This window comes from Allomuricauda sp. XS_ASV26, from assembly GCF_041224615.1.
Lineage (GTDB): Bacteria > Bacteroidota > Bacteroidia > Flavobacteriales > Flavobacteriaceae > Flagellimonas > Flagellimonas alginolytica.
Genome location: NZ_JBGFGK010000033.1, coordinates 757,700 through 775,615 on the forward strand (window position 1 = coordinate 757,700; position 17,916 = coordinate 775,615).

Below are 17,916 nucleotides of genomic sequence, written 5' to 3' on the forward strand. Positions count from 1 at the left end.
TTATGTGGTATATTTATATAAACGATTAAATTATGATGACATATTATATATTGATCGGGGGAATTGCCCTGATCAGCTGGCTGGTGAGCAACCGATTAAAGAGTAAGTTCAAGAAGTATTCCAAGGTGCATTTGCGCAATGGGATGAGTGGTGCGGAGATTGCCCAAAAAATGCTGGATGATCATGGAATTAGGGATGTTAAGGTTATTTCCACCCCCGGAATGTTGACGGACCACTACAACCCTAAGAATAAAACCGTAAACCTTAGTGAAGGTGTGTACAACCAACGAAATGCTTCTGCTGCCGCGGTAGCGGCACACGAATGTGGACATGCGGTACAACATGCGCAGGCATATGAATGGTTGACCATGCGTTCCAAATTGGTTCCTGTGGTGAGCGTTACCTCTGGAATGTCCACTTGGGTGGTTTTTGGTGGAATTATGCTGATGGCCGCTACGGGTGTAGCGGGCGGTATTGGCTTTTATATAGCTGTTGCTGGTTTGATTATGATGGGATTTGCTACTTTGTTCAGCTTTATTACCCTGCCCGTTGAGTACGATGCCAGTAAAAGGGCTTTGGTGTGGTTAAAGCAAAAGAACATGGTTACCCAAGAGGAGTATTCCGGAGCAGAGGATGCACTAAAATGGGCGGCAAGAACCTATTTGGTCGCAGCTTTGGGCGCCTTGGCCTCCCTATTGTACTGGGCGGTACAGGTTTTTGGAGGAAGAGATTAAGAATTGATTATAACTCAAATAAAAAGGGGCCGATCGGCCCCTTTTTTAATGACTTTCAGAAAATTGACTAGTCAATCCAGTTTGCTACTTGATTGTCGATCATTTGGAGTCCAACACCTTCGGTGCCCGTTACCTCGATCATATCCAAGATGTCCCTTACGGTATTTTCTTCTTCCACCTGCTCCATTACAAACCAATCCAAGAAACGCTCGGTTGCAATATCGCCGGATTCACGGGCTTTTTTAACAATATTGTGGATTGATTTGGTCACTTTTACCTCATGCTCCAGAGTAGATTCAAATACATCAACAATGGAAGAGTAATCGTGGTTGATATTGGTTACTTCCGGTGAAATTGGGTTCCCTCCTGTATCAACCAAAAAATTGAAGATTTTCATCATATGTTCACGTTCTTCCTCTGCTTGTTTAAAGAAAAATTTGGCGCTGGTAAAAAAACCATTTTGCTCGCACCATGAGGCCATGGCCAAATAGGTCGCAGAGGCATGGGCTTCCATTTTTATTTGTCCGTTGAGCAAATCCATGGATTCCACTTTTATGCTCATACTTTGTCTTGCGATATCTTTCATAATACTAAGTTTCTAATGTGATTGTGATATAAAGTTACAGATTTAAATCTGTACAGCGTACAGGTCCCTTTAATTTAGAAACCAATTAAGACTGGATAAAAGTAAGTAGGTCTTTTACGTAAGGGCTTCGGCTTTGGCAGAAAGTCCTATGGCCACAAAACCATTATGGATAAGATTTTTAAGATCTAGTACCTCTAAGGTATTAAGGATGAACAAATGCTCTTTATTGCAAAGCATCAAAACTTCGAAACCGTGGGAATTCAAATCACTATCAAAATGGTCTTCTACGGAGATGGACAGTATTTTATGCCTAAGGGATAACAGCTCGCAAAGAGACATGCGAACTAGCTTTTGTCCAAAATCGATATAATATCGGCGTTCGGCCGTGGATTGATAAAGTGTATAATATTTGGATTTGAATACTACATTCATGGGGTCAAATGTAATATTTATTTAGATTCAATACAAATATCAAATCCGTATTTGTCTATCAATTTGCTGATCCAGGGAGATAAAGGTTTCTGTTCGTGATACTCCTTCGATCTGTTGGATTTTTTTATTGAGGACCTGCATGAGGTGTTCGTTGTCCCGGCACAATACTTTAATGAGTATGGACCAGTTTCCTGTGGTGTAATGGCATTCCAGTACTTCCGGAATTTCTTCCAATTGTTTTACCGCTCTCGGGTTGGTCATGGCCTTGTCCAAATAAATGCCGATGTAGGCCATGGTAGAATAGCCCAATACTTTTGGGTTGATTACAAATTTGGATCCTGCCAATAGCCCTGAGCTTTCCAGTTTGCGGAGTCTTTGGTGTATTGCGGCTCCCGAAATGCCTATGTTTCTTGCTATTTCGAGAATGGGTCGTCTTGCATCCTCCATGAGATACCTTAGGATCTTTTTGTCAATACCGTCTATTTTTACGGAACTGTTATTGTTTTTCACTTCTTGAATTTTAAAGTATAGCTAAAGGTATCCAAAATCTAACAAATTTTAACTCGCTACCGAATCGGGATTGTAACCTAAATAGGGAACTTGATATTCTTTGAACTCGATGCCCTGGGTACGCAATTCGGATAAGATAGGTTCGTATACCTCTTTGCTTATAGGAATTTGTACACCTGGTGTCGTAATTTCTCCGTTCAGGATTTTTAAGGTGGCGATAGCTACGGGAAGACCTACAGTTTTGGACATTGCCGTATAACGTCGGTTTTCACCGATGACCACCATATTGGCATCAATCTGTTTTTTTTCGCCATTTAATTCGTATCCAAACTTGTGGTACATTACGATCATATCCTTTTCGTCTTCTTTCAGGGTCCAGCTATCCTCAAGTATGTATTGGAGCATTTGTGCAGGCGATGCATTTTTGAGCGGAATTTTTTTAGAGTCGTCAAAAATGTTCAAGTCCAAAAGCTTGCCCCACATAATATCGTCTTGGTCAATCTTTAGGTAATGTCTCATTTTTAACTCTACCGAATCTGTAGGCGAATAGGGAAGAAATAAATTCACAAATTCGCGATAGGACATTCCTTCGGAATTTTCAATGGAGTAACTATCATCCGTCATGCCCAGGACCACAAACATTTGCCATGCTTTGGAAAAACCTACCCTTCGCATGGTTCCTCTAAAAAGTGTTAACGCGTCTTGCAGGCCGTACGCTTCGCGGTACTTTAAGGAATCGCGATTGGCATAGGCTTCAAATGTGCCGTAGCCCTCGACGTCCATAAATTCTGTCCTTCTGAACAATTTTTGATAGGGTATGTATTTGTACGTGCCCTCTTGGATAAATTTTGCTGCGCCTCCTTGGCCGGCCAGTACCACGTTTCTGGGATTCCAGGTAAATTTATAGTGCCATAGATTGGTGTCGCTTTCCGGGGCTACCAATCCGCCGGTAAAGGATTCGAACAGCAACATTTTTCCACCTGCGTCCCGGATGCGATCTATTACCTCCATGGCGCTCATATGGTCGATTCCAGGGTCAAGACCAATTTCGTTCATAAATACAAGGCCCTTTTCTTTTACTTTATCATCCAGAGCCTTTAGTTCGTTACTTATGTACGATGCTGTAATAAGATGTTTATTGAATTCGATACAATCGTGTGCAACGTTTATGTGCAGACTTGCTGGTAACATGGAAACTACAATGGAGGCTTCCGATACAGCTTTTTTCCTATCGGCCTCATTAAAAATATCCAACGTAAATACCGTGCAATTGGAATGTCTGGAAAATTCATCGGGGATATTTTCGGGACGAAGATCCCCGATTTTTAAATGAATATTTTCTTCGTTCGCCTTTTTTAGAAAATAATCTAGTAAGTATGAGGTTGATTTACCTGCGCCTAAAACCAATATAGTGCGGACCATGTGTTTTGTTTACTTTTGTTTAATCGTTACTAAGGTATTAAAATGTTATATTTTTAAAAAAATAGCAAATAAAAGTTATGAACAGAACAATTTTGCTCACTGGAACCTTTTTGGGAATGTTGGCGATAGTGTTGGGGGCTTTTGGCGCCCATGGGCTTGAGAAGCTTGTGGATTCCGATGCTGTTGATACTTTTGAAACAGGGGTTCGGTACCAGATGTATCATGCCTTGTTCCTTCTTTTCCTGGGTATGTATAATGGTGTTAAGATTAAAGCAAAGAAGCCGGTTTTTATCCTTTTGCTATTGGGTGTTGTATTGTTCTCTTTTTCAATTTACCTATTGGCATTGAACAGTTTAACTTCATTTGACTTTAAGATTATCGGCTTTTTAACACCAATCGGGGGAGTTTTCTTGATCATGGCTTGGATTTATTTGGGATATCACATTTTAACCCAAAAAGAACTCAATTAACCCATATTTAAAAGGTCGAAAAGCGAATATTTTCTAGTTTTGTACCAACAAATAAACTAAACTATGAAGGATTCTGCTTCAGCCACGAAATCGATTTCGTTAAAAACGTATGGGATAACCCACGATAATATCAATTATCAACTTTCACCGGACGAGCTGCACGACATTACCATTGAGTTGGGTATGGGCAAAGAGGCCTCCTCTGGAGCTTTGGCCGTTAACACGGGGGAGTTTACGGGAAGATCACCCATGGACCGTTTTATTGTTAAGGACGATATTACATCCGATAAAATATGGTGGGGCAACATTAATATTCCCTTTGAGAGCGAAAAGTTTGATAAGCTTTATGATAAAGTAATCGCATATCTCAACAATAAAGAGCTGTATGTTAGGGACTCTTATGCTTGTGCCGATCCAGAATATAAGTTGAACATACGGTTGATCAATGAATATCCTTGGTCCAATATGTTTGCCTACAACATGTTTCTTCGCCCTACCGAAGAAGAATTGCAAGGTTTTGACCCGGAATGGACTGTTGTAAATGCACCAGGTTTCAAGGCCGATCCAAAGGAAGATGGAACCCGCCAGCATAATTTTGCCATACTTAATTTCAGTAAAAAAATTGCCCTGATCGGGGGTACCGGGTATACGGGGGAGATTAAAAAAGGGATTTTCTCTGCTTTGAACTTTATTCTACCTGTATATAAAAACACCTTGCCCATGCATTGCTCCGCAAATATGGGGCAAGATGGGGATACCGCAATATTCTTTGGGTTGTCGGGAACCGGAAAAACTACCTTGTCCACTGATCCCGACAGAAAGCTAATCGGTGATGATGAGCATGGATGGACCTTCAAGAATACGGTTTTTAATTTTGAAGGTGGTTGTTATGCAAAAGTTATAGACCTTGCCGAAGAGAAAGAGCCAGAGATCTACGGTGCCATAAAAAAGGGGGCAATTTTGGAGAATGTGATCATGGACGATAATGGGGTGGTCGATTTCGCCGATACCTCCATTACACAAAATACAAGAGTAAGTTACCCGATTCATCATATCGAAAATATTCAAGAGCCGTCCATTGGTGAAAATGTAAAGAACATCTTCTTCCTTACTGCCGATGCTTTTGGTGTGTTGCCTCCAATTTCTAAGCTGACACCATCCCAAGCGGCATACCATTTTATTTCCGGATACACGGCCAAGGTTGCAGGGACCGAAGCGGGTGTTGTGGAACCCCAGCCCTCTTTTTCGGCATGCTTTGGAGCTCCGTTTATGCCGCTTCACCCTACTAAATATGCTGAAATGTTGAGTAAGAAAATGAAGGAGTCCGGTGTTGATGTTTGGTTGGTGAACACAGGTTGGACCGGCGGACCATATGGAGTTGGTACCCGTATGAAGTTAAAATACACCAGAGCAATGATAAGTGCGGCATTAACAGGTAAACTTGGGCTGTACAATTACGAAAACTATCATATACACTCCGTATTCGGGGTGGCACAGCCAAGGGAATGTCCTGGAGTACCTAAAGAAGTGCTCAGTCCACGAACTACTTGGAACAATGATGAGGCTTACTACAAAACAGCTTTTAAATTGAGCAATGCCTTTAGGGAAAACTTTAAAAAGTTTGAATCTTATGCCAGTGAGGAAATCCGAAGGGGAGGCCCGCAACGGTATGCATTCTAAAAAAATAAAGCCCCGATTTTCGGGGCTTTTTTATTGATCAAAATTTCGACTTTATTTGTTTACACTGGTAATGTATTTCTGCAGTGCCATGGTCATCGATGGAGTCTCCGGCGTTGGCGCCTGAATATCGATTCTAAGTCCTGCATTGGTCGCGGCCTTTACCGTACTATTGCCGAAAACGGCAATTCTCGTGTTGTTCTGTTCAAAATCCGGAAAATTCTTCATCAAGGACTCAATGCCAGAAGGGCTAAAGAATACCAAGATGTCGTAATAAACGTTTCTTAGGTCGGAAAGATCACTGATCACGGTTTTGTAAAAAATTCCACGTGTCCAATTAACTCCCAATTCGTCCAATAATTCGGGGACAATAGGTTTTAGGGAATCAGATGACGGTAATAGGAATTTTTCGTCCTTATACTTTTTGATCAGAGGAATCAATTCGTTGAAAGTCCTTTTTCCAACATAGATTTTTCTCTTACGGTATACAACATATTTTTGTAAGTAATAGGCAACTGCCTCCGACTGACAAAAATATTTCATTGAATCCGGAACCTTGAAGCGCATTTCGTCAGCAATTCTAAAAAAATGGTCAACAGAGTTTCTACTGGTCAAGATAATTGCAGAGAAGTTGTTCAAGTCGATTTTTTGTTGCCTAACATTCTTGGCCTCTACGCCTTCAACATGAATGAATGGTCTGAAATCTACTTTAATTTTCTCTTTTTCAATTAATCTTGAGTAAGGTGAGTTTTCGACTTTGGGTTCTGGTTGGGAAACCAAAATTGTTTTTACTTTCATAAGTTATCAACCTTTTAAATAGCTTCCAATTAACACCAAGGGCGCAATTTCGAGTGCGCAAAGGTACAAAATAAAATAGACAAAATAAGGGAACAGTGCTTTTTGATAGTTCTTCAACAGCTTGGCCACACCAATGCCATTAATTAGGGCAACACATAGAATTGCAGTATATATTGCTGTTTTTGAGTTGGTTGTAATGTAAATCAATAATATGTTGGTGAGTAAAATTACAATACTGCTGTAGTTGAGGTAAGAAATTTTACTAAAAATCAGGCCGCTTATAACAACTGTATTGTTAAAAACATATCCCGTGAACATTTGAACTAAAAATTTAACCAGTTCGAACAGGGCCAAAAAACCCAATAATATAAAATAAATGGTAAGAGGTTCGCCATCCGGCAACAAGGAAAAAGTTCTTAAGACCAAGTAAAGAAACAGTGAAAGGTTGATTAATTGGAAAAGGGTTAAAAGTAGATGGAACCAATGGGAAAATTGCCCTTTTTTATTATGGAGAAGAATGTATTTATCATTAAATGGAAGGATAATAAAATTCAAGAATTTTTTGTGGTACAAATACTTGCCCAAAGCCAAAACAACCAAACTGATGAACAGCGTAACCGTCATCCAATCTATAGAAATGATCGTTTTTTCAACCGGTTCCATCATTCAATTTTAATAGGTTGTCCGTTTAGTCCGGGAGGCAATCCATTTTCTGCAATTCCAATCCTAAAGTAAGATGGGTTTTCCATTTTGGACAGGGGTAGATCAAAAGAATAGAACAAAGTGTCCTTGGACCGCAAGGTTGATGCTTTCGGCGTTAGCTTATTAACTTTTAAAGAACGCATTTGTTTTACTTGTTTGTGTTTGTTGGAATAGGAAATGGTGAATTTTAATTGCTCCAACGGGATGTCAAAAGGATAAGGATTGTATACTTTTAAAGAATAACCCGTATTGTTTTCCTTTTTGTCCACTATGCACTTTAGATTTCGGTACGATTGGAAGTTTTCAATATAGTTTCCAAAAAATATGGTGCTGTCCAAATGCATATAGGTCACATCCCCACTCTTTTTATATTTGGATACGTACAATACTTTTTTGCCGCGAACCCTTTCTTCGGAACCATCTATGGAATATTGGTTTTTTCGGTACATATAATTGTTCAAGGAAATGGATGGAACCCCCGAGTAAAATTCATATTTGGGAGCCCTGCGATAGGAGTTTTCGAAAACAACCGGAACACCCCCGGACTTTTCTTTAAGTTCTTTGGCCCAAATCTTGTTGCCATGGGTTTCGTAGAGCATGGGAAATAACGGGTAGTGTACCATCCATGCTCTGGCGTACATTAAAAGCACCAAGCTGACAATACCTGTTCGGTACATCCATTTTCTACTTTTTTTATTGCTGATCAGGTAATCAAAAGCAATTATGGCCAACGGGATCGAGACAACAATGGTCCACTGCGCTTGTACCCTTCTGTTAAAACTGGAAATGAAAAAGAAAATCAATACACCGTATACCAAATAAACCAAAGCTTTGGAAAAAGTATCCTTGGGCCTGAACTTAAAAAGCGAACCATAGATCCAATAGAACAATAGACCGACTATTGCAATAATGTTCAAGAAATATCCCAATGTAAAACCATCAAAGGAATAGGCTTGGTTGGGCCGTTCGTACAAATGGAAGGTAATGGATACAAAGTTGTTCTTATAGAGCCAAACAAAGTGGGGAATGTAGCAAATCAAGGCCAGTATTACTGCAAGCCACGCTTTTTTGTTAAAAATTAGTTTGTAGTTGGAAAGGAAAACAAACAAGATGACCAATACCGCATGGTACTTACTGTACATAAGCGCAGCCATGGTCAGGCCCAGTAAAATTGTGGTCAAGATAGCCTCGTTTTCAAGAAAGCGTTTGTATAGCCATAGGAACAGGGCGGTAAAGAACAGTAGGGATGTATCGGGCAAGGTTAAAAAACCATATGCGTTCATCAAGGTAAAAGAAAACACCAACAAGAAAAAATGAACAACATAGTCCTTTTTCTTGGGGTTGTCCACCAAAAGCCAGAGCAAAATATAGGTGCCGGCCGAAAGTATGGTGCTCATAAACCTTACCCCTAGTTCACCATCAAAGAAAAGACTACTTAGTTTGATCAAAAAGGCAACCATGGAAGGATGGTCAAAATATCCCCAGGACAAGTTTTGCGCATAGTACCAGTAATAGGCCTCATCGTAAATCAATTCCGTTATCGAAGCTTGAACAAGATTGAGTACAAAAAGAACCGCTAATAGTATAAAAAAAAGTCTGGGAAACTTTTGAGACATTAAAATAGGTTTTTTAAAGGCGCAAAGTTACAAATATTGAACCAGTGACCGTATTACTTGCCAAAGGTTACTTGTGCAGGCAAGATAGAAAACCTTATTTTTGACAAACTAATACAGTGCGAATGTCAGACGGCTTGGTCATTATACCCACATTCAATGAAATTGAAAATATCGAGGCCATTATAAAAACGGTCTTTGATCTAAAGAAGAATTTTCATGTACTTGTGGTAGACGACAACTCTCCGGATGGTACTGCCGATTGCGTCCGGAAATTGCAAATTGACTTTCCGGAACGACTGTTTTTGGAAGTCAGAAAAGAGAAGTCTGGTTTGGGGACGGCGTACATCCATGGCTTTAAATGGGCCCTGAAAAAAGGATATGAGTACATTTTTGAGATGGATGCCGACTTTTCACATAGACCTGCCGACCTATCCAGATTGCACAGAGCTTGCTTAAACGGAGCCGATGTTGCCGTGGGTTCCCGGTATAAAAAAGGAGTAAATGTGGTCAACTGGCCCTTGGCCAGGATCTTACTTTCCTATGGTGCATCTTTCTATGTAAAGTTCATTACCGGAATGAAAGTGCACGATCCCACTGCTGGTTTTGTATGCTACAAACGAAAAGTGCTCGAGACCATTAATTTGGATAATGTGCGCTTTATTGGCTATGCCTTTCAAATAGAGATGAAGTATAGGGCGTACCTCAAAAAATTTAAGATAGAGGAAGTATCGATAATTTTTACCGATAGGGTAGAAGGAAAATCTAAAATGAACTCGGCAATTATCCGGGAGGCCATTTTTGGTGTGATAGCCATGAAATTTAGAAGTGTATTCTTTAAAAAGAAATTTTAGTATGTCAAAAATTCTGTTGAAAAACGCCAACATTGTAAACGAGAACAGCATTTTTGAATCCGATGTGTTGTTAGAGGGTGATTTTATTCTCCGTGTCGATGCCGATATATCCAATCCCAATGCGAAGGTAATCGATTTGAATGGAGATCTTTTGTTGCCCGGTGTTATAGATGATCAAGTACATTTTAGGGAGCCAGGGCTAACGCACAAAGGTACCATTGCCACAGAAAGCAGGGCGGCCATAGCTGGGGGCATAACCACTTTTATGGAACAGCCCAATACCAACCCGCAAACGACCACAATAGCAAAATTGGAAGATAAATTTGCCATTGCTGCAAAAGATTCCTTCGCTAATTACTCCTTTCTTTTTGGGGGCACAAACGATAATTTGGAGGAACTAAAACGGTTGGATAAAAATGCCTGCTCCGGGGTCAAACTGTTCTTGGGCTCATCAACAGGAAATATGTTGGTGGACAACGAGCAAGTATTGGAGCAGATTTTTAGCAATACCGAAATGGTGATATCCACCCATTGTGAGGACGAGGGGACCATTAGGACCAATTTGGAATCATATAAAAAAATGTACGGGGATAACATTCCTATAGAGATGCACCCCATTATCCGGAGCGCGGAGGCATGCTACCTAAGTTCATCAAAAGCGATTGCCTTGGCCAAGAAAACAGGGGCGAGATTGCATGTCTTTCACCTTTCAACGGGCATCGAAACCGATTTGTTCACCAATGAGATTCCTTTGGAAAATAAAAAAATCACATCGGAAGTCTGCATCCACCATCTTTGGTTTTCGGATGAGGACTATGCAAAAAAGGGAACACTCATTAAATGGAATCCGGCGGTTAAGACCAAAAACGATAGGGCCAAACTTTGGGAAGCCCTCCTAGATGATCGTATTGATGTTGTGGCCACGGACCATGCACCGCACACCATGGAAGAAAAGGACAACCCCTATACAAAAGCACCTTCTGGTGGACCTCTGGTACAGCACGCACTATTGGCCATGCTACAAAAAGAACAGGAAGGTGTTATTACTTTGGAAAAAATGGTAGAGAAGATGTGCCATAATCCAGCCAAGCTTTTTGATATTGATCGGCGAGGATTTGTTCGAGAAGGGTATTTTGCAGATTTGGTTCAGGTGCACAGAGGTTCTAAAAACGAGGTTAAAAAAGATAATATTTTCTATAAATGTGGATGGTCCCCGTTCGAAGGTGTTACTTTTGGCTCCGAAATAAAGCGAACCTTTGTAAATGGTTTATTGGCGTTTGAAAATGGTAATTTCCATCCAGAGAAAAATGCAAAGAGGCTCACTTTTAATCGATAAGGAATGATACGTACCATACTTTTTTTTATAGGTCTATTTTTTTTGATGGTCTCCTGTGCGGAAAAAGTAGTGGAAGAACCGGAAAACCTTATTCCAAAGGAACAAATGATGGATATTCTCCATGATCTGGCAATTTTTAATGCAGCACAAGCAACCACGAGCAGAAAATTCAAGGATTCCAGAATCGATATTATGGATTTTATCTACACCAAGTACGATATTGATAGTGCACAGTTTTCGCAGAGCGATCTGTATTATGCTTCGCTTCCTTTGGAGTATCAGGCCATTTATGAAGGTGTGGAAGCAAGGGTGAAGCAGAAAAAAGATACATTGGAGGCCATTGGAAAGCGTCGTAACGATAGTGTTCGTGCGGCAAGTTTAAAACGGACCGATTCCATTAAGGCCGTGCGCGAAGCCAATGAAAAGAAATCTAATTCTTCGTCATAAACTTATCGCAGCAAAAAGCGATGGCTTTATCCAGGTCCGCAAACGTGAAATCTAGCTGCGATCGTATCTTCCGATTACTATAAATTTGCTGTTGATACAATCCTTTGGCCATTATTCTGGATAGCCTTCTTCTTTTTCCGAACAAATGGCTTCTTGCCCAATCCAACCGCCAAAAGAGTTCCAACATAAATTTGGAAACTTTCCGGTCTGGTGGCTCAACGCCCAATTTTGGAGCTATTTTCTTAAATAGTTCTCCATAGGTCATATTTTGGCCCACCAAAATAAATCGTTCGGTTTTAATCTCCGATGCCATGAGCATCGTCATGGCTTTGATAACATCGTGCACGCTTACAAAACCGGTGCCACCGGGGATGTAATACTTTTTTCCTTTGGCTGCATAGGAAAAAAAGGTGCCGCTGCCGGACTTCCAAAAACCAGGACCGATCACAACACCAGGGTTTACGATAACCACGGACAGGCCTTCTTGTGATGCGCGCCATACCTCGAGCTCAGCCTCATATTTGGTAATTCCGTAAACAGATGCCTTGGTTTCGAGCCATTCGGTTTCCTCGGTGATTTCTTTTTGTTTAAGGCTTGGTCCTATGGCAGCAATGGAACTTACGTAGCACAGTTTTTTTACCTTGTGCTTTAAGGAAAGGTTCACAATGTTCGCAGTACCTTCAACATTGGTGCGCTCTAAAGCTTTAAAATCCGTGGGGTCAAAAGAAATCAGTGCGGCACAGTGGAATACTTGAGAGATCCCATCAAAAAGCGAATCCAAACCACCTAAATTGGTAATATCGGCCCTAACCCAATCAATTTGTTCCACCAAATCTGACGGATTGTCGGTATAGTATCCAAAAACGTTGTGGACTTTATCAATGGATTCCTTTGTCCTATAATTGCTTCTGACCTTGTTCCCATTGCTGATCAAATGGAAAAGTAAGTGGGAACCGATCAGTCCAGTGCCTCCCGTAACCAAAATCATACCGTAAAAGTACCTATTTGTGCTGGAAATATTCAGTCAAATGCCAACTTCATTTTATATTTGCACCTATTCCAAAAAACTGATCATGACGAAGAACTTTGTTCAAGAACTACAATGGAGGGGAATGGTACACGATGTGATGCCTGGAGCCGAAGAACATCTTATGGAGGAAATGCGTTCTGCCTATGTAGGGATAGACCCTACCGCAGACTCCCTGCATATTGGACATTTGGTGGGAGTAATGATGTTGAAGCATTTTCAATTGGCAGGCCACAAGCCTTATGCTTTGGTGGGTGGTGCCACGGGCATGATCGGTGATCCTTCTGGAAAATCAGCCGAACGGAATTTGCTGGACGAAAAAACACTGCGCCATAATCAAGAAGCCTTAAAATCTCAATTGAGCCGGTTTCTGGATTTCGAAAGCGGTGGGCCCAACGCTGCGGTCTTGGTCAACAATTACGATTGGATGAAGGATTTTTCGTTTTTGGAGTTCATCCGGGACGTTGGCAAGCATATTACCGTTAATTATATGATGGCCAAGGATTCCGTAAAAAAACGTCTTTCGTCCGATGCCAAGGAGGGTATGTCCTTTACCGAATTTACCTACCAACTGGTGCAGGGTTACGATTTTTTATACCTCTACCAAAACCACGATTGTAGCCTTCAAATGGGAGGTAGCGACCAATGGGGCAACATTACCACGGGGACCGAATTGATCCGTAGAATTGGTGGTGGAAAGGGATTTGCCCTTACGTGTCCTTTGATCACCAAGGCAGATGGGACCAAATTTGGAAAAACAGAAGGCGGCAATATTTGGCTGGATGCAGAAAGAACATCGCCCTATAAGTTTTACCAGTACTGGTTGAACACTTCGGATGAAGATGCCGAAAAGTATATCAAGATCTTTACATTTTTGAGCAGGGAGCAAATAGAGAATTTGGTTGCTGAACATAAGGAGGCTCCACATATGAGGGCGCTTCAAAAGAGATTGGCAGAAGAAGTTACTATCATGGTGCATTCCCAGGAAGATTTGGACAATGCGATTAAAGCGAGCAATATCCTTTTTGGAAAGTCAACTTCAGAAGACTTGAAACAACTCAATGAAAAAACGTTTTTGGATGTTTTTGACGGGGTGCCACAAGCCACTATTGGTAAAGAGGAACTAAATCCAGGTTTGGACATGATAGGGGCGTTGGCCGCCAAAACCGGGTTTTTAGGATCCAATGGTGAGGCAAGAAGAGAATTAAAACAGAATTCCATATCCGTAAACAAGGAAAAGGTTAAAGAAGATTACCTGATTACCGAATCGGATTTGATCAACAATAAATTTGTACTGCTACAAAGGGGCAAAAAAAATTATTTTGTGTTGATTGCGGAATAACCAATTCACACGGGTCAAACAAATTGTTGGGACAGTCTTAAAAAGTTCAGGATAACAAAGGACATTTTCTTGAACATAAAGCAATATAAAAAAGCCATCTAAAAGATGGCTTTTTTGTTAGGTTAAAAATGTAATTCCATATCTGCCGCAAATCTCGGTTATTTTGGAAAAATCTGGCGGGCCAGGGGGCAAGTTGCCCAATTCTTCGAACATTAGTTCCAGCCCTGCAGGGAATACACTTAAAATGGTTTTGCAGTCTTTATCCCCGACTACCTTCCAAGTGTGTGGAATATTTTTAGGCGCAAATGCCAAATCACCTGCCTTTAAAATAGTTGTTTGGTCCCCAACAGTTACTTCTAGCTCGCCTTCCAAAACTTTAAAGATTTCGTCTTCATTGGTGTGAACGTGTGGTGGGATCATTGTGCCGGGAGGATTTACTTCTTCTATTAAGGTAAAAAGACCGTTGGTGTCCTCGCTGGTAAGTTTAAATGTTTGTTGGTCACCGATAACATTTACTTGTTTGCCCTCTCCCTTTCGTACAATTTTTGGTTCCAGAGTTTTGTTGTTCTCTTCTTCCTTTGAATGTACATGGGCGAATCCAGGTAAAGTGGCCAATGCCGCTGCAGAGAGGGCACTTCTTTTTAAAAAAGCACTTCTATTCATAATCTCGATTGTTTGGTTATCTCAATAAATTACGTAAAATATTGATAACGCAAAGGTTATAATGTTATGAAAAGATGGGTTTTGTGTATAATTGGATGTATGGACTATGTAATATTACAAGACCATCAAGTTGCAACCGCGGATATCGGAATCATCAAAACGGCCCAAAACTTCAAAAGTTCCGTTTGGATAGGTTTTTCCTAAATCCTGTGTGGCAATAAATGAACAAGAATAAATGTTCGCTAAATCGATAACGTTGATACCTCCCGTTTTACCGGCCGATTGGATAGATAATGGGTCCTCGGTATCCCGAGTAATGATTTTCATCCAAGGTGGGGTCTTAAAAATGCCATTGCCTTTCGAATATGCTTGGGACAGAAGCTCCGTCATTCCATATTCGGAATGTACTTTCTCCACGCCCAATCCTTTTTGCAGTAATTGGTGCAGTTCTTCTCGAATCAATTCTTTACGACGACCTTTCATTCCACCGGTCTCCATTATAATGGTATTTTGTAAGTTCATCGAAAATCTTTCTGCTAAATCCAATAAGGCAAAGGAAACACCGATCAAAAGACATTTGGTTCCCTTCTGTTCCAATTTGAGCAGGTTTTGGTGCAGTTCGTCCAGATTGTGAAGATAAAAACCACTGCTTGGATGAGCGGATTTATTGATCAAATCATTGACCATATAAATTAATGAGGATCCTTCCCTTTCGAGGTAAGATGGCAATAAGGCCAGAATACAAAACTCTTTTGGTGAACCATAAAATTTATAAAAAGCGGACAAGAAACTCTTTTCGTAAAGTTCGATTTCCGGAACAAAATGCTTGCTTGTGGAAGTTTTGGTTGTGCCACTGCTTGTAAATACTGTTTCTGCTTCCTGTTCTGTGGAGCGTACAGCGTGGGTCTTAAAAAAAGATATGGGCAAAAAAGGAATTTCCCGTGTTAGTGAAACAGTTTTCGGGGTCTTGCCCAAATGGTTGCAAAATTGGTGATAGACTTGGTTGTTCTGGTATTGAAACCTAAAAACATCCAATGCGACCCGGTCAAAATCGTAAGCGTTGGAGATGGAAAATATGCGATGGGTATCAAACTGTTTCATTGAGCCCCAAAATTACCTAAAAATAAAAAAGCCCTTGATGAAAAGGGCTTTAAAAATGTTGGGCAATTTTTATTTGATCACCAATTTTCGGGTCATTGTTTTTTTGCGTTCCGTTACTTGGAGTACATAAACTCCGGGAACCAATCTGGAAATGTCCAAAGTATTGGTGTTTATTCTTTTTGTAAGCACAACTTCGCCAAAAACATCGTAAACTCTGATTTCTTTGGTTCCGTTGGATTCCGTCGTAATATACACTTCACTTCCATAGGCCGGGTTAGGGTACATTTTAAAACCCTTGAGCTCTTGTACGGGCTCATTGTTCACTGTTACCAGCTCCTGACCGAAAGAAAATAAAGGTAAAGCCATAAGTAAAACAAAGTAGATTTTCTTCATATTGCTGATTTGGGGTCTATGTGCAATATAAAAGTAGATAACCATGTTAAGTTGTACCACATTATGTTGTGAAAATACTAAAACTGGTGGTAAAGCGTTGAAAGCTGTTGTTTAGGATTGGAAAATGAGGTTAAAAAGGGCCGAACTACTTAACAATGAGCTTTCTAGTGGCTACCTTGTTTTTTTCGAAAACCCTTAAAATATAAACACCTTTATCCAAATTGGAAAGGTTGAGTTCCTTACCAAGAATAGTGGTTTCCAGGACCTGTGTCCCCAACACATCGAAAACGAGGATTTTTTTTGGTGCATTTAGAGCTGTTTCGATGTAGACCTTTCCTTGAGTAACCGGATTGGGGTAAAGTTTGAAGCCTTCAATATCGGCACTTGACCTGGCATTATCCTGAGAAAAACCAAGTGTACAGATAAATAAAAGAATTACGAAGTAAAAGTGCTTCATACGTTAATGGTTGCAAACGGTATGCCACAAATATATAAAAATTGCTTTGCCAAACCGGAACCAATTGATGAATAGAGGGTTACTTTTCGATGAAATGCAAAAAAGAAGCCCTCGATTTTTCGAGGGCTCCTTTAATTTATTTAGAAATTTTATTCGTTGATACCAACTGTCCAGTCAGCACCCCAAGTAGCGACATCGGTTCCAGTACCGTTGCCAACTCCAGAGATAACATCGCTTTCGTTAAATACAGCTCCGGTATCGTTTTTCAAAGTCGTGGTAACATTGTTGAAGGTTACATCAACAATATTTAAAAGATCATCCAAAACGCCTTGTCCTGTATCGCTGTCGTCCAAGTCGAAAGCCTCTTCAAAATCGGTTACAACAACATTGGTAAATGTTCCTTGTGTTCCAGCACGTAATCTTATTGCTTCACCAGCGTTGTTTGGACCTCCTACAACGGTTACATTGGTTACAGTTGGGTTAGAAAAATAACCACCTTCGTTACTAAAGTCTGTGTTGAATCCATCACATTCAAAAGCTTTGTCGTTGATGGTTCCTCCATGTTGTACGTATACATCGGTCAGGGCACCGGTAAATCCTTCTGTCCAGTCGATTGAATCATCTTCGGAGTTCACAACGATCAAGTGGCTTGCTTCTACGGTTCCGCCAAAAAATTCGAATCCGTCATCGGATGCTTCGTAGATTTGAACGTAATCTATCTCAGTACCGTTACCAACAGCGTAAAGGGAAAGTCCGTTCAATTCGGCGTTGCCATCAACTGCACCACCGGAATATTCGATACGAACATAACGAAGCACACCTGAATCATCGCCAGGAGTGTTTCCTCCGTAAGACAATGCCCCTACTTCTGAAGTAGCAAGGTCGGTTGATCCATCAGGAGTGGAGTTGATAGGCGCTTTTCCTAAAAGAACCAATCCGCCCCAATCACCAGGCCCAGGGTCTGCACTGTTCGAAGTGAAAACGATTGGGTTAGCAGATGTTCCATTGGCATTGATCTGTGCTCCTTGGAGTATTGCGATATAGGCGTTTACACCAATTGGTTCTACTTCAATGGTCATGCCTGCTGGAATGGTCAAGGTTGTTCCTTCTGCCATAAGGACCGGCCCTGTTACCGTATAGGCAATATCGGGGTCCAAAGTAAGGTCTTGTGTGTATAGACCATTAAGGTTTACGGAGGTTACTTCATCTCCGCCACCATCTGAATTGTTGGTGGTATTGTTCGTAACACTGTTATCGGTGATAACAATATCTGAGGTATCGTCAGCTTCACAAGCAATGAACAAAGCAGCGGCTATACCTAAAAATAAAAACTTGTTTTTCATTTGTCAGAA

20 protein-coding genes are annotated in these 17,916 nt (G+C 40.8%); 7 read left to right on the forward strand and 13 right to left on the reverse strand.

Annotated features, from left to right (window positions below; translation table 11 throughout):
• Positions 1 to 32: 32 nt before the first annotated feature.
• The gene (locus AB9K32_RS15515) at positions 33 to 734 is read left to right on the forward strand and encodes a zinc metallopeptidase (protein ID WP_224836250.1); all 702 of its coding nucleotides are present in this window, start codon (positions 33 to 35) and stop codon (positions 732 to 734) included.
• 67 nt (positions 735 to 801) lie between these two features.
• Here AB9K32_RS15515 and AB9K32_RS15520 read toward each other — a convergent pair whose 3' ends face one another.
• The 4 genes from AB9K32_RS15520 to AB9K32_RS15535 all read right to left on the reverse strand — a co-directional run bounded on the left by AB9K32_RS15520 (position 802) and on the right by AB9K32_RS15535 (position 3,684).
• On the reverse strand, positions 802 to 1,320 hold the full coding sequence (locus tag AB9K32_RS15520; RefSeq protein ID WP_224836251.1) for a ferritin: 519 nt from the start codon (positions 1,318 to 1,320) through the stop codon (positions 802 to 804).
• A 114-nt stretch (positions 1,321 to 1,434) separates the two neighbouring features.
• Positions 1,435 to 1,752 carry a hypothetical protein gene (locus tag AB9K32_RS15525; protein ID WP_338196978.1) on the reverse strand — a complete coding sequence of 106 codons (318 nt, stop codon included), beginning with the start codon at positions 1,750 to 1,752 and terminating at the stop codon, positions 1,435 to 1,437.
• 39 nt (positions 1,753 to 1,791) lie between these two features.
• Positions 1,792 to 2,262, reverse strand: coding sequence for an Lrp/AsnC ligand binding domain-containing protein (locus AB9K32_RS15530; RefSeq protein WP_224836253.1), 471 nt, complete (start codon positions 2,260 to 2,262; stop codon positions 1,792 to 1,794).
• 48 nt (positions 2,263 to 2,310) lie between these two features.
• Positions 2,311 to 3,684 carry a saccharopine dehydrogenase family protein gene (locus tag AB9K32_RS15535; protein WP_293298760.1) on the reverse strand — a complete coding sequence of 458 codons (1,374 nt, stop codon included), beginning with the start codon at positions 3,682 to 3,684 and terminating at the stop codon, positions 2,311 to 2,313.
• A 77-nt stretch (positions 3,685 to 3,761) separates the two neighbouring features.
• On the opposite strand from AB9K32_RS15535, the gene AB9K32_RS15540 reads away from it, so the two are divergent.
• Both AB9K32_RS15540 and pckA read left to right on the forward strand, forming a co-directional pair.
• Positions 3,762 to 4,154: a DUF423 domain-containing protein gene (locus AB9K32_RS15540; protein ID WP_224836255.1), complete on the forward strand. Its 393-nt coding sequence runs from the start codon at positions 3,762 to 3,764 to the stop codon at positions 4,152 to 4,154.
• 63 nt (positions 4,155 to 4,217) lie between these two features.
• A complete protein-coding gene (gene pckA / locus AB9K32_RS15545; RefSeq protein WP_369885689.1) occupies positions 4,218 to 5,834 on the forward strand; it encodes a phosphoenolpyruvate carboxykinase (ATP) in 1,617 nt (538 codons plus the stop codon).
• A gap of 51 nt (positions 5,835 to 5,885) precedes the next feature.
• On the opposite strand, the gene AB9K32_RS15550 is transcribed toward pckA, so the two are convergent.
• The 3 genes from AB9K32_RS15550 to AB9K32_RS15560 are packed head-to-tail and all read right to left on the reverse strand — an operon-like array spanning position 5,886 to position 8,947.
• On the reverse strand, positions 5,886 to 6,629 hold the full coding sequence (locus tag AB9K32_RS15550) for a uroporphyrinogen-III synthase (protein WP_224836257.1): 744 nt from the start codon (positions 6,627 to 6,629) through the stop codon (positions 5,886 to 5,888).
• A gap of 6 nt (positions 6,630 to 6,635) precedes the next feature.
• Positions 6,636 to 7,295, reverse strand: coding sequence for a DUF4271 domain-containing protein (locus tag AB9K32_RS15555; RefSeq protein ID WP_369885690.1), 660 nt, complete (start codon positions 7,293 to 7,295; stop codon positions 6,636 to 6,638).
• A complete protein-coding gene (locus AB9K32_RS15560; RefSeq protein WP_369885691.1) occupies positions 7,292 to 8,947 on the reverse strand; it encodes an ArnT family glycosyltransferase in 1,656 nt (551 codons plus the stop codon). Before AB9K32_RS15560 ends, AB9K32_RS15555 begins: the two co-directional genes overlap by 4 nt.
• Positions 8,948 to 9,069: 122 nt before the next feature.
• On the opposite strand from AB9K32_RS15560, the gene AB9K32_RS15565 reads away from it, so the two are divergent.
• From AB9K32_RS15565 to AB9K32_RS15575, 3 genes are read left to right on the forward strand one after another with little or no spacing between them, the layout of a single operon-like run.
• The gene (locus AB9K32_RS15565; protein WP_224836260.1) at positions 9,070 to 9,798 is read left to right on the forward strand and encodes a polyprenol monophosphomannose synthase; all 729 of its coding nucleotides are present in this window, start codon (positions 9,070 to 9,072) and stop codon (positions 9,796 to 9,798) included.
• Between the two features lies 1 nt (position 9,799).
• Positions 9,800 to 11,134 carry a dihydroorotase gene (locus AB9K32_RS15570; RefSeq protein ID WP_369885692.1) on the forward strand — a complete coding sequence of 445 codons (1,335 nt, stop codon included), beginning with the start codon at positions 9,800 to 9,802 and terminating at the stop codon, positions 11,132 to 11,134.
• 3 nt (positions 11,135 to 11,137) lie between these two features.
• The gene (locus AB9K32_RS15575; RefSeq protein WP_224836262.1) at positions 11,138 to 11,581 is read left to right on the forward strand and encodes a DUF4296 domain-containing protein; all 444 of its coding nucleotides are present in this window, start codon (positions 11,138 to 11,140) and stop codon (positions 11,579 to 11,581) included.
• Here AB9K32_RS15575 and AB9K32_RS15580 read toward each other — a convergent pair.
• Entirely contained in the window at positions 11,565 to 12,569 is a 1,005-nt protein-coding gene (locus tag AB9K32_RS15580) for an NAD-dependent epimerase/dehydratase family protein (RefSeq protein ID WP_369885693.1), read from the reverse strand. The genes AB9K32_RS15575 and AB9K32_RS15580 overlap by 17 nt on opposite strands.
• A gap of 85 nt (positions 12,570 to 12,654) precedes the next feature.
• Here AB9K32_RS15580 and tyrS point away from each other — a divergent pair, with 85 nt between their 5' ends.
• Positions 12,655 to 13,950 carry a tyrosine--tRNA ligase gene (gene tyrS / locus AB9K32_RS15585; RefSeq protein WP_369885694.1) on the forward strand — a complete coding sequence of 432 codons (1,296 nt, stop codon included), beginning with the start codon at positions 12,655 to 12,657 and terminating at the stop codon, positions 13,948 to 13,950.
• 117 nt (positions 13,951 to 14,067) lie between these two features.
• On the opposite strand, the gene AB9K32_RS15590 is transcribed toward tyrS, so the two are convergent.
• The 5 genes from AB9K32_RS15590 to AB9K32_RS15610 all read right to left on the reverse strand — a co-directional run bounded on the left by AB9K32_RS15590 (position 14,068) and on the right by AB9K32_RS15610 (position 17,907).
• The gene (locus tag AB9K32_RS15590; RefSeq protein WP_369885695.1) at positions 14,068 to 14,613 is read right to left on the reverse strand and encodes a cupin domain-containing protein; all 546 of its coding nucleotides are present in this window, start codon (positions 14,611 to 14,613) and stop codon (positions 14,068 to 14,070) included.
• 114 nt (positions 14,614 to 14,727) lie between these two features.
• Positions 14,728 to 15,714, reverse strand: a complete 987-nt coding sequence (locus AB9K32_RS15595; protein ID WP_369885696.1) for an acyl transferase — start codon at positions 15,712 to 15,714, stop codon at positions 14,728 to 14,730.
• A gap of 69 nt (positions 15,715 to 15,783) precedes the next feature.
• The gene (locus tag AB9K32_RS15600; RefSeq protein WP_224836267.1) at positions 15,784 to 16,107 is read right to left on the reverse strand and encodes a T9SS type A sorting domain-containing protein; all 324 of its coding nucleotides are present in this window, start codon (positions 16,105 to 16,107) and stop codon (positions 15,784 to 15,786) included.
• Positions 16,108 to 16,252: 145 nt separating this feature from the next.
• Positions 16,253 to 16,564 carry a T9SS type A sorting domain-containing protein gene (locus tag AB9K32_RS15605; protein ID WP_224836268.1) on the reverse strand — a complete coding sequence of 104 codons (312 nt, stop codon included), beginning with the start codon at positions 16,562 to 16,564 and terminating at the stop codon, positions 16,253 to 16,255.
• 149 nt (positions 16,565 to 16,713) lie between these two features.
• A complete protein-coding gene (locus AB9K32_RS15610) occupies positions 16,714 to 17,907 on the reverse strand; it encodes a multidrug transporter (RefSeq protein WP_224836269.1) in 1,194 nt (397 codons plus the stop codon).
• Between the last annotated feature and the right edge of the window lie 9 nt (positions 17,908 to 17,916).

What these genes read in the sequence shown, in the direction of transcription:
- AB9K32_RS15550 (WP_224836257.1), bottom strand. Translation starts at nt 6,629, where the DNA reads ATGAAAGTAAAAACAATTTTGGTTTCCCAACCAGAACCCAAAGTCGAA.
- pckA (WP_369885689.1), top strand. Translation starts at nt 4,218, where the DNA reads ATGAAGGATTCTGCTTCAGCCACGAAATCGATTTCGTTAAAAACGTAT.
- AB9K32_RS15580 (WP_369885693.1), bottom strand. Translation starts at nt 12,569, where the DNA reads ATGATTTTGGTTACGGGAGGCACTGGACTGATCGGTTCCCACTTACTT.
- AB9K32_RS15535 (WP_293298760.1), bottom strand. Translation starts at nt 3,684, where the DNA reads ATGGTCCGCACTATATTGGTTTTAGGCGCAGGTAAATCAACCTCATAC.
- AB9K32_RS15540 (WP_224836255.1), top strand. Translation starts at nt 3,762, where the DNA reads ATGAACAGAACAATTTTGCTCACTGGAACCTTTTTGGGAATGTTGGCG.
- AB9K32_RS15520 (WP_224836251.1), bottom strand. Translation starts at nt 1,320, where the DNA reads ATGAAAGATATCGCAAGACAAAGTATGAGCATAAAAGTGGAATCCATG.
- AB9K32_RS15560 (WP_369885691.1), bottom strand. Translation starts at nt 8,947, where the DNA reads ATGTCTCAAAAGTTTCCCAGACTTTTTTTTATACTATTAGCGGTTCTT.
- AB9K32_RS15605 (WP_224836268.1), bottom strand. Translation starts at nt 16,564, where the DNA reads ATGAAGCACTTTTACTTCGTAATTCTTTTATTTATCTGTACACTTGGT.
- AB9K32_RS15515 (WP_224836250.1), top strand. Translation starts at nt 33, where the DNA reads ATGATGACATATTATATATTGATCGGGGGAATTGCCCTGATCAGCTGG.
- AB9K32_RS15565 (WP_224836260.1), top strand. Translation starts at nt 9,070, where the DNA reads ATGTCAGACGGCTTGGTCATTATACCCACATTCAATGAAATTGAAAAT.
- AB9K32_RS15600 (WP_224836267.1), bottom strand. Translation starts at nt 16,107, where the DNA reads ATGAAGAAAATCTACTTTGTTTTACTTATGGCTTTACCTTTATTTTCT.
- AB9K32_RS15525 (WP_338196978.1), bottom strand. Translation starts at nt 1,752, where the DNA reads ATGAATGTAGTATTCAAATCCAAATATTATACACTTTATCAATCCACG.
- AB9K32_RS15590 (WP_369885695.1), bottom strand. Translation starts at nt 14,613, where the DNA reads ATGAATAGAAGTGCTTTTTTAAAAAGAAGTGCCCTCTCTGCAGCGGCA.
- AB9K32_RS15610 (WP_224836269.1), bottom strand. Translation starts at nt 17,907, where the DNA reads ATGAAAAACAAGTTTTTATTTTTAGGTATAGCCGCTGCTTTGTTCATT.
- AB9K32_RS15555 (WP_369885690.1), bottom strand. Translation starts at nt 7,295, where the DNA reads ATGATGGAACCGGTTGAAAAAACGATCATTTCTATAGATTGGATGACG.
- AB9K32_RS15570 (WP_369885692.1), top strand. Translation starts at nt 9,800, where the DNA reads ATGTCAAAAATTCTGTTGAAAAACGCCAACATTGTAAACGAGAACAGC.
- AB9K32_RS15595 (WP_369885696.1), bottom strand. Translation starts at nt 15,714, where the DNA reads ATGAAACAGTTTGATACCCATCGCATATTTTCCATCTCCAACGCTTAC.
- AB9K32_RS15575 (WP_224836262.1), top strand. Translation starts at nt 11,138, where the DNA reads ATGATACGTACCATACTTTTTTTTATAGGTCTATTTTTTTTGATGGTC.
- tyrS (WP_369885694.1), top strand. Translation starts at nt 12,655, where the DNA reads ATGACGAAGAACTTTGTTCAAGAACTACAATGGAGGGGAATGGTACAC.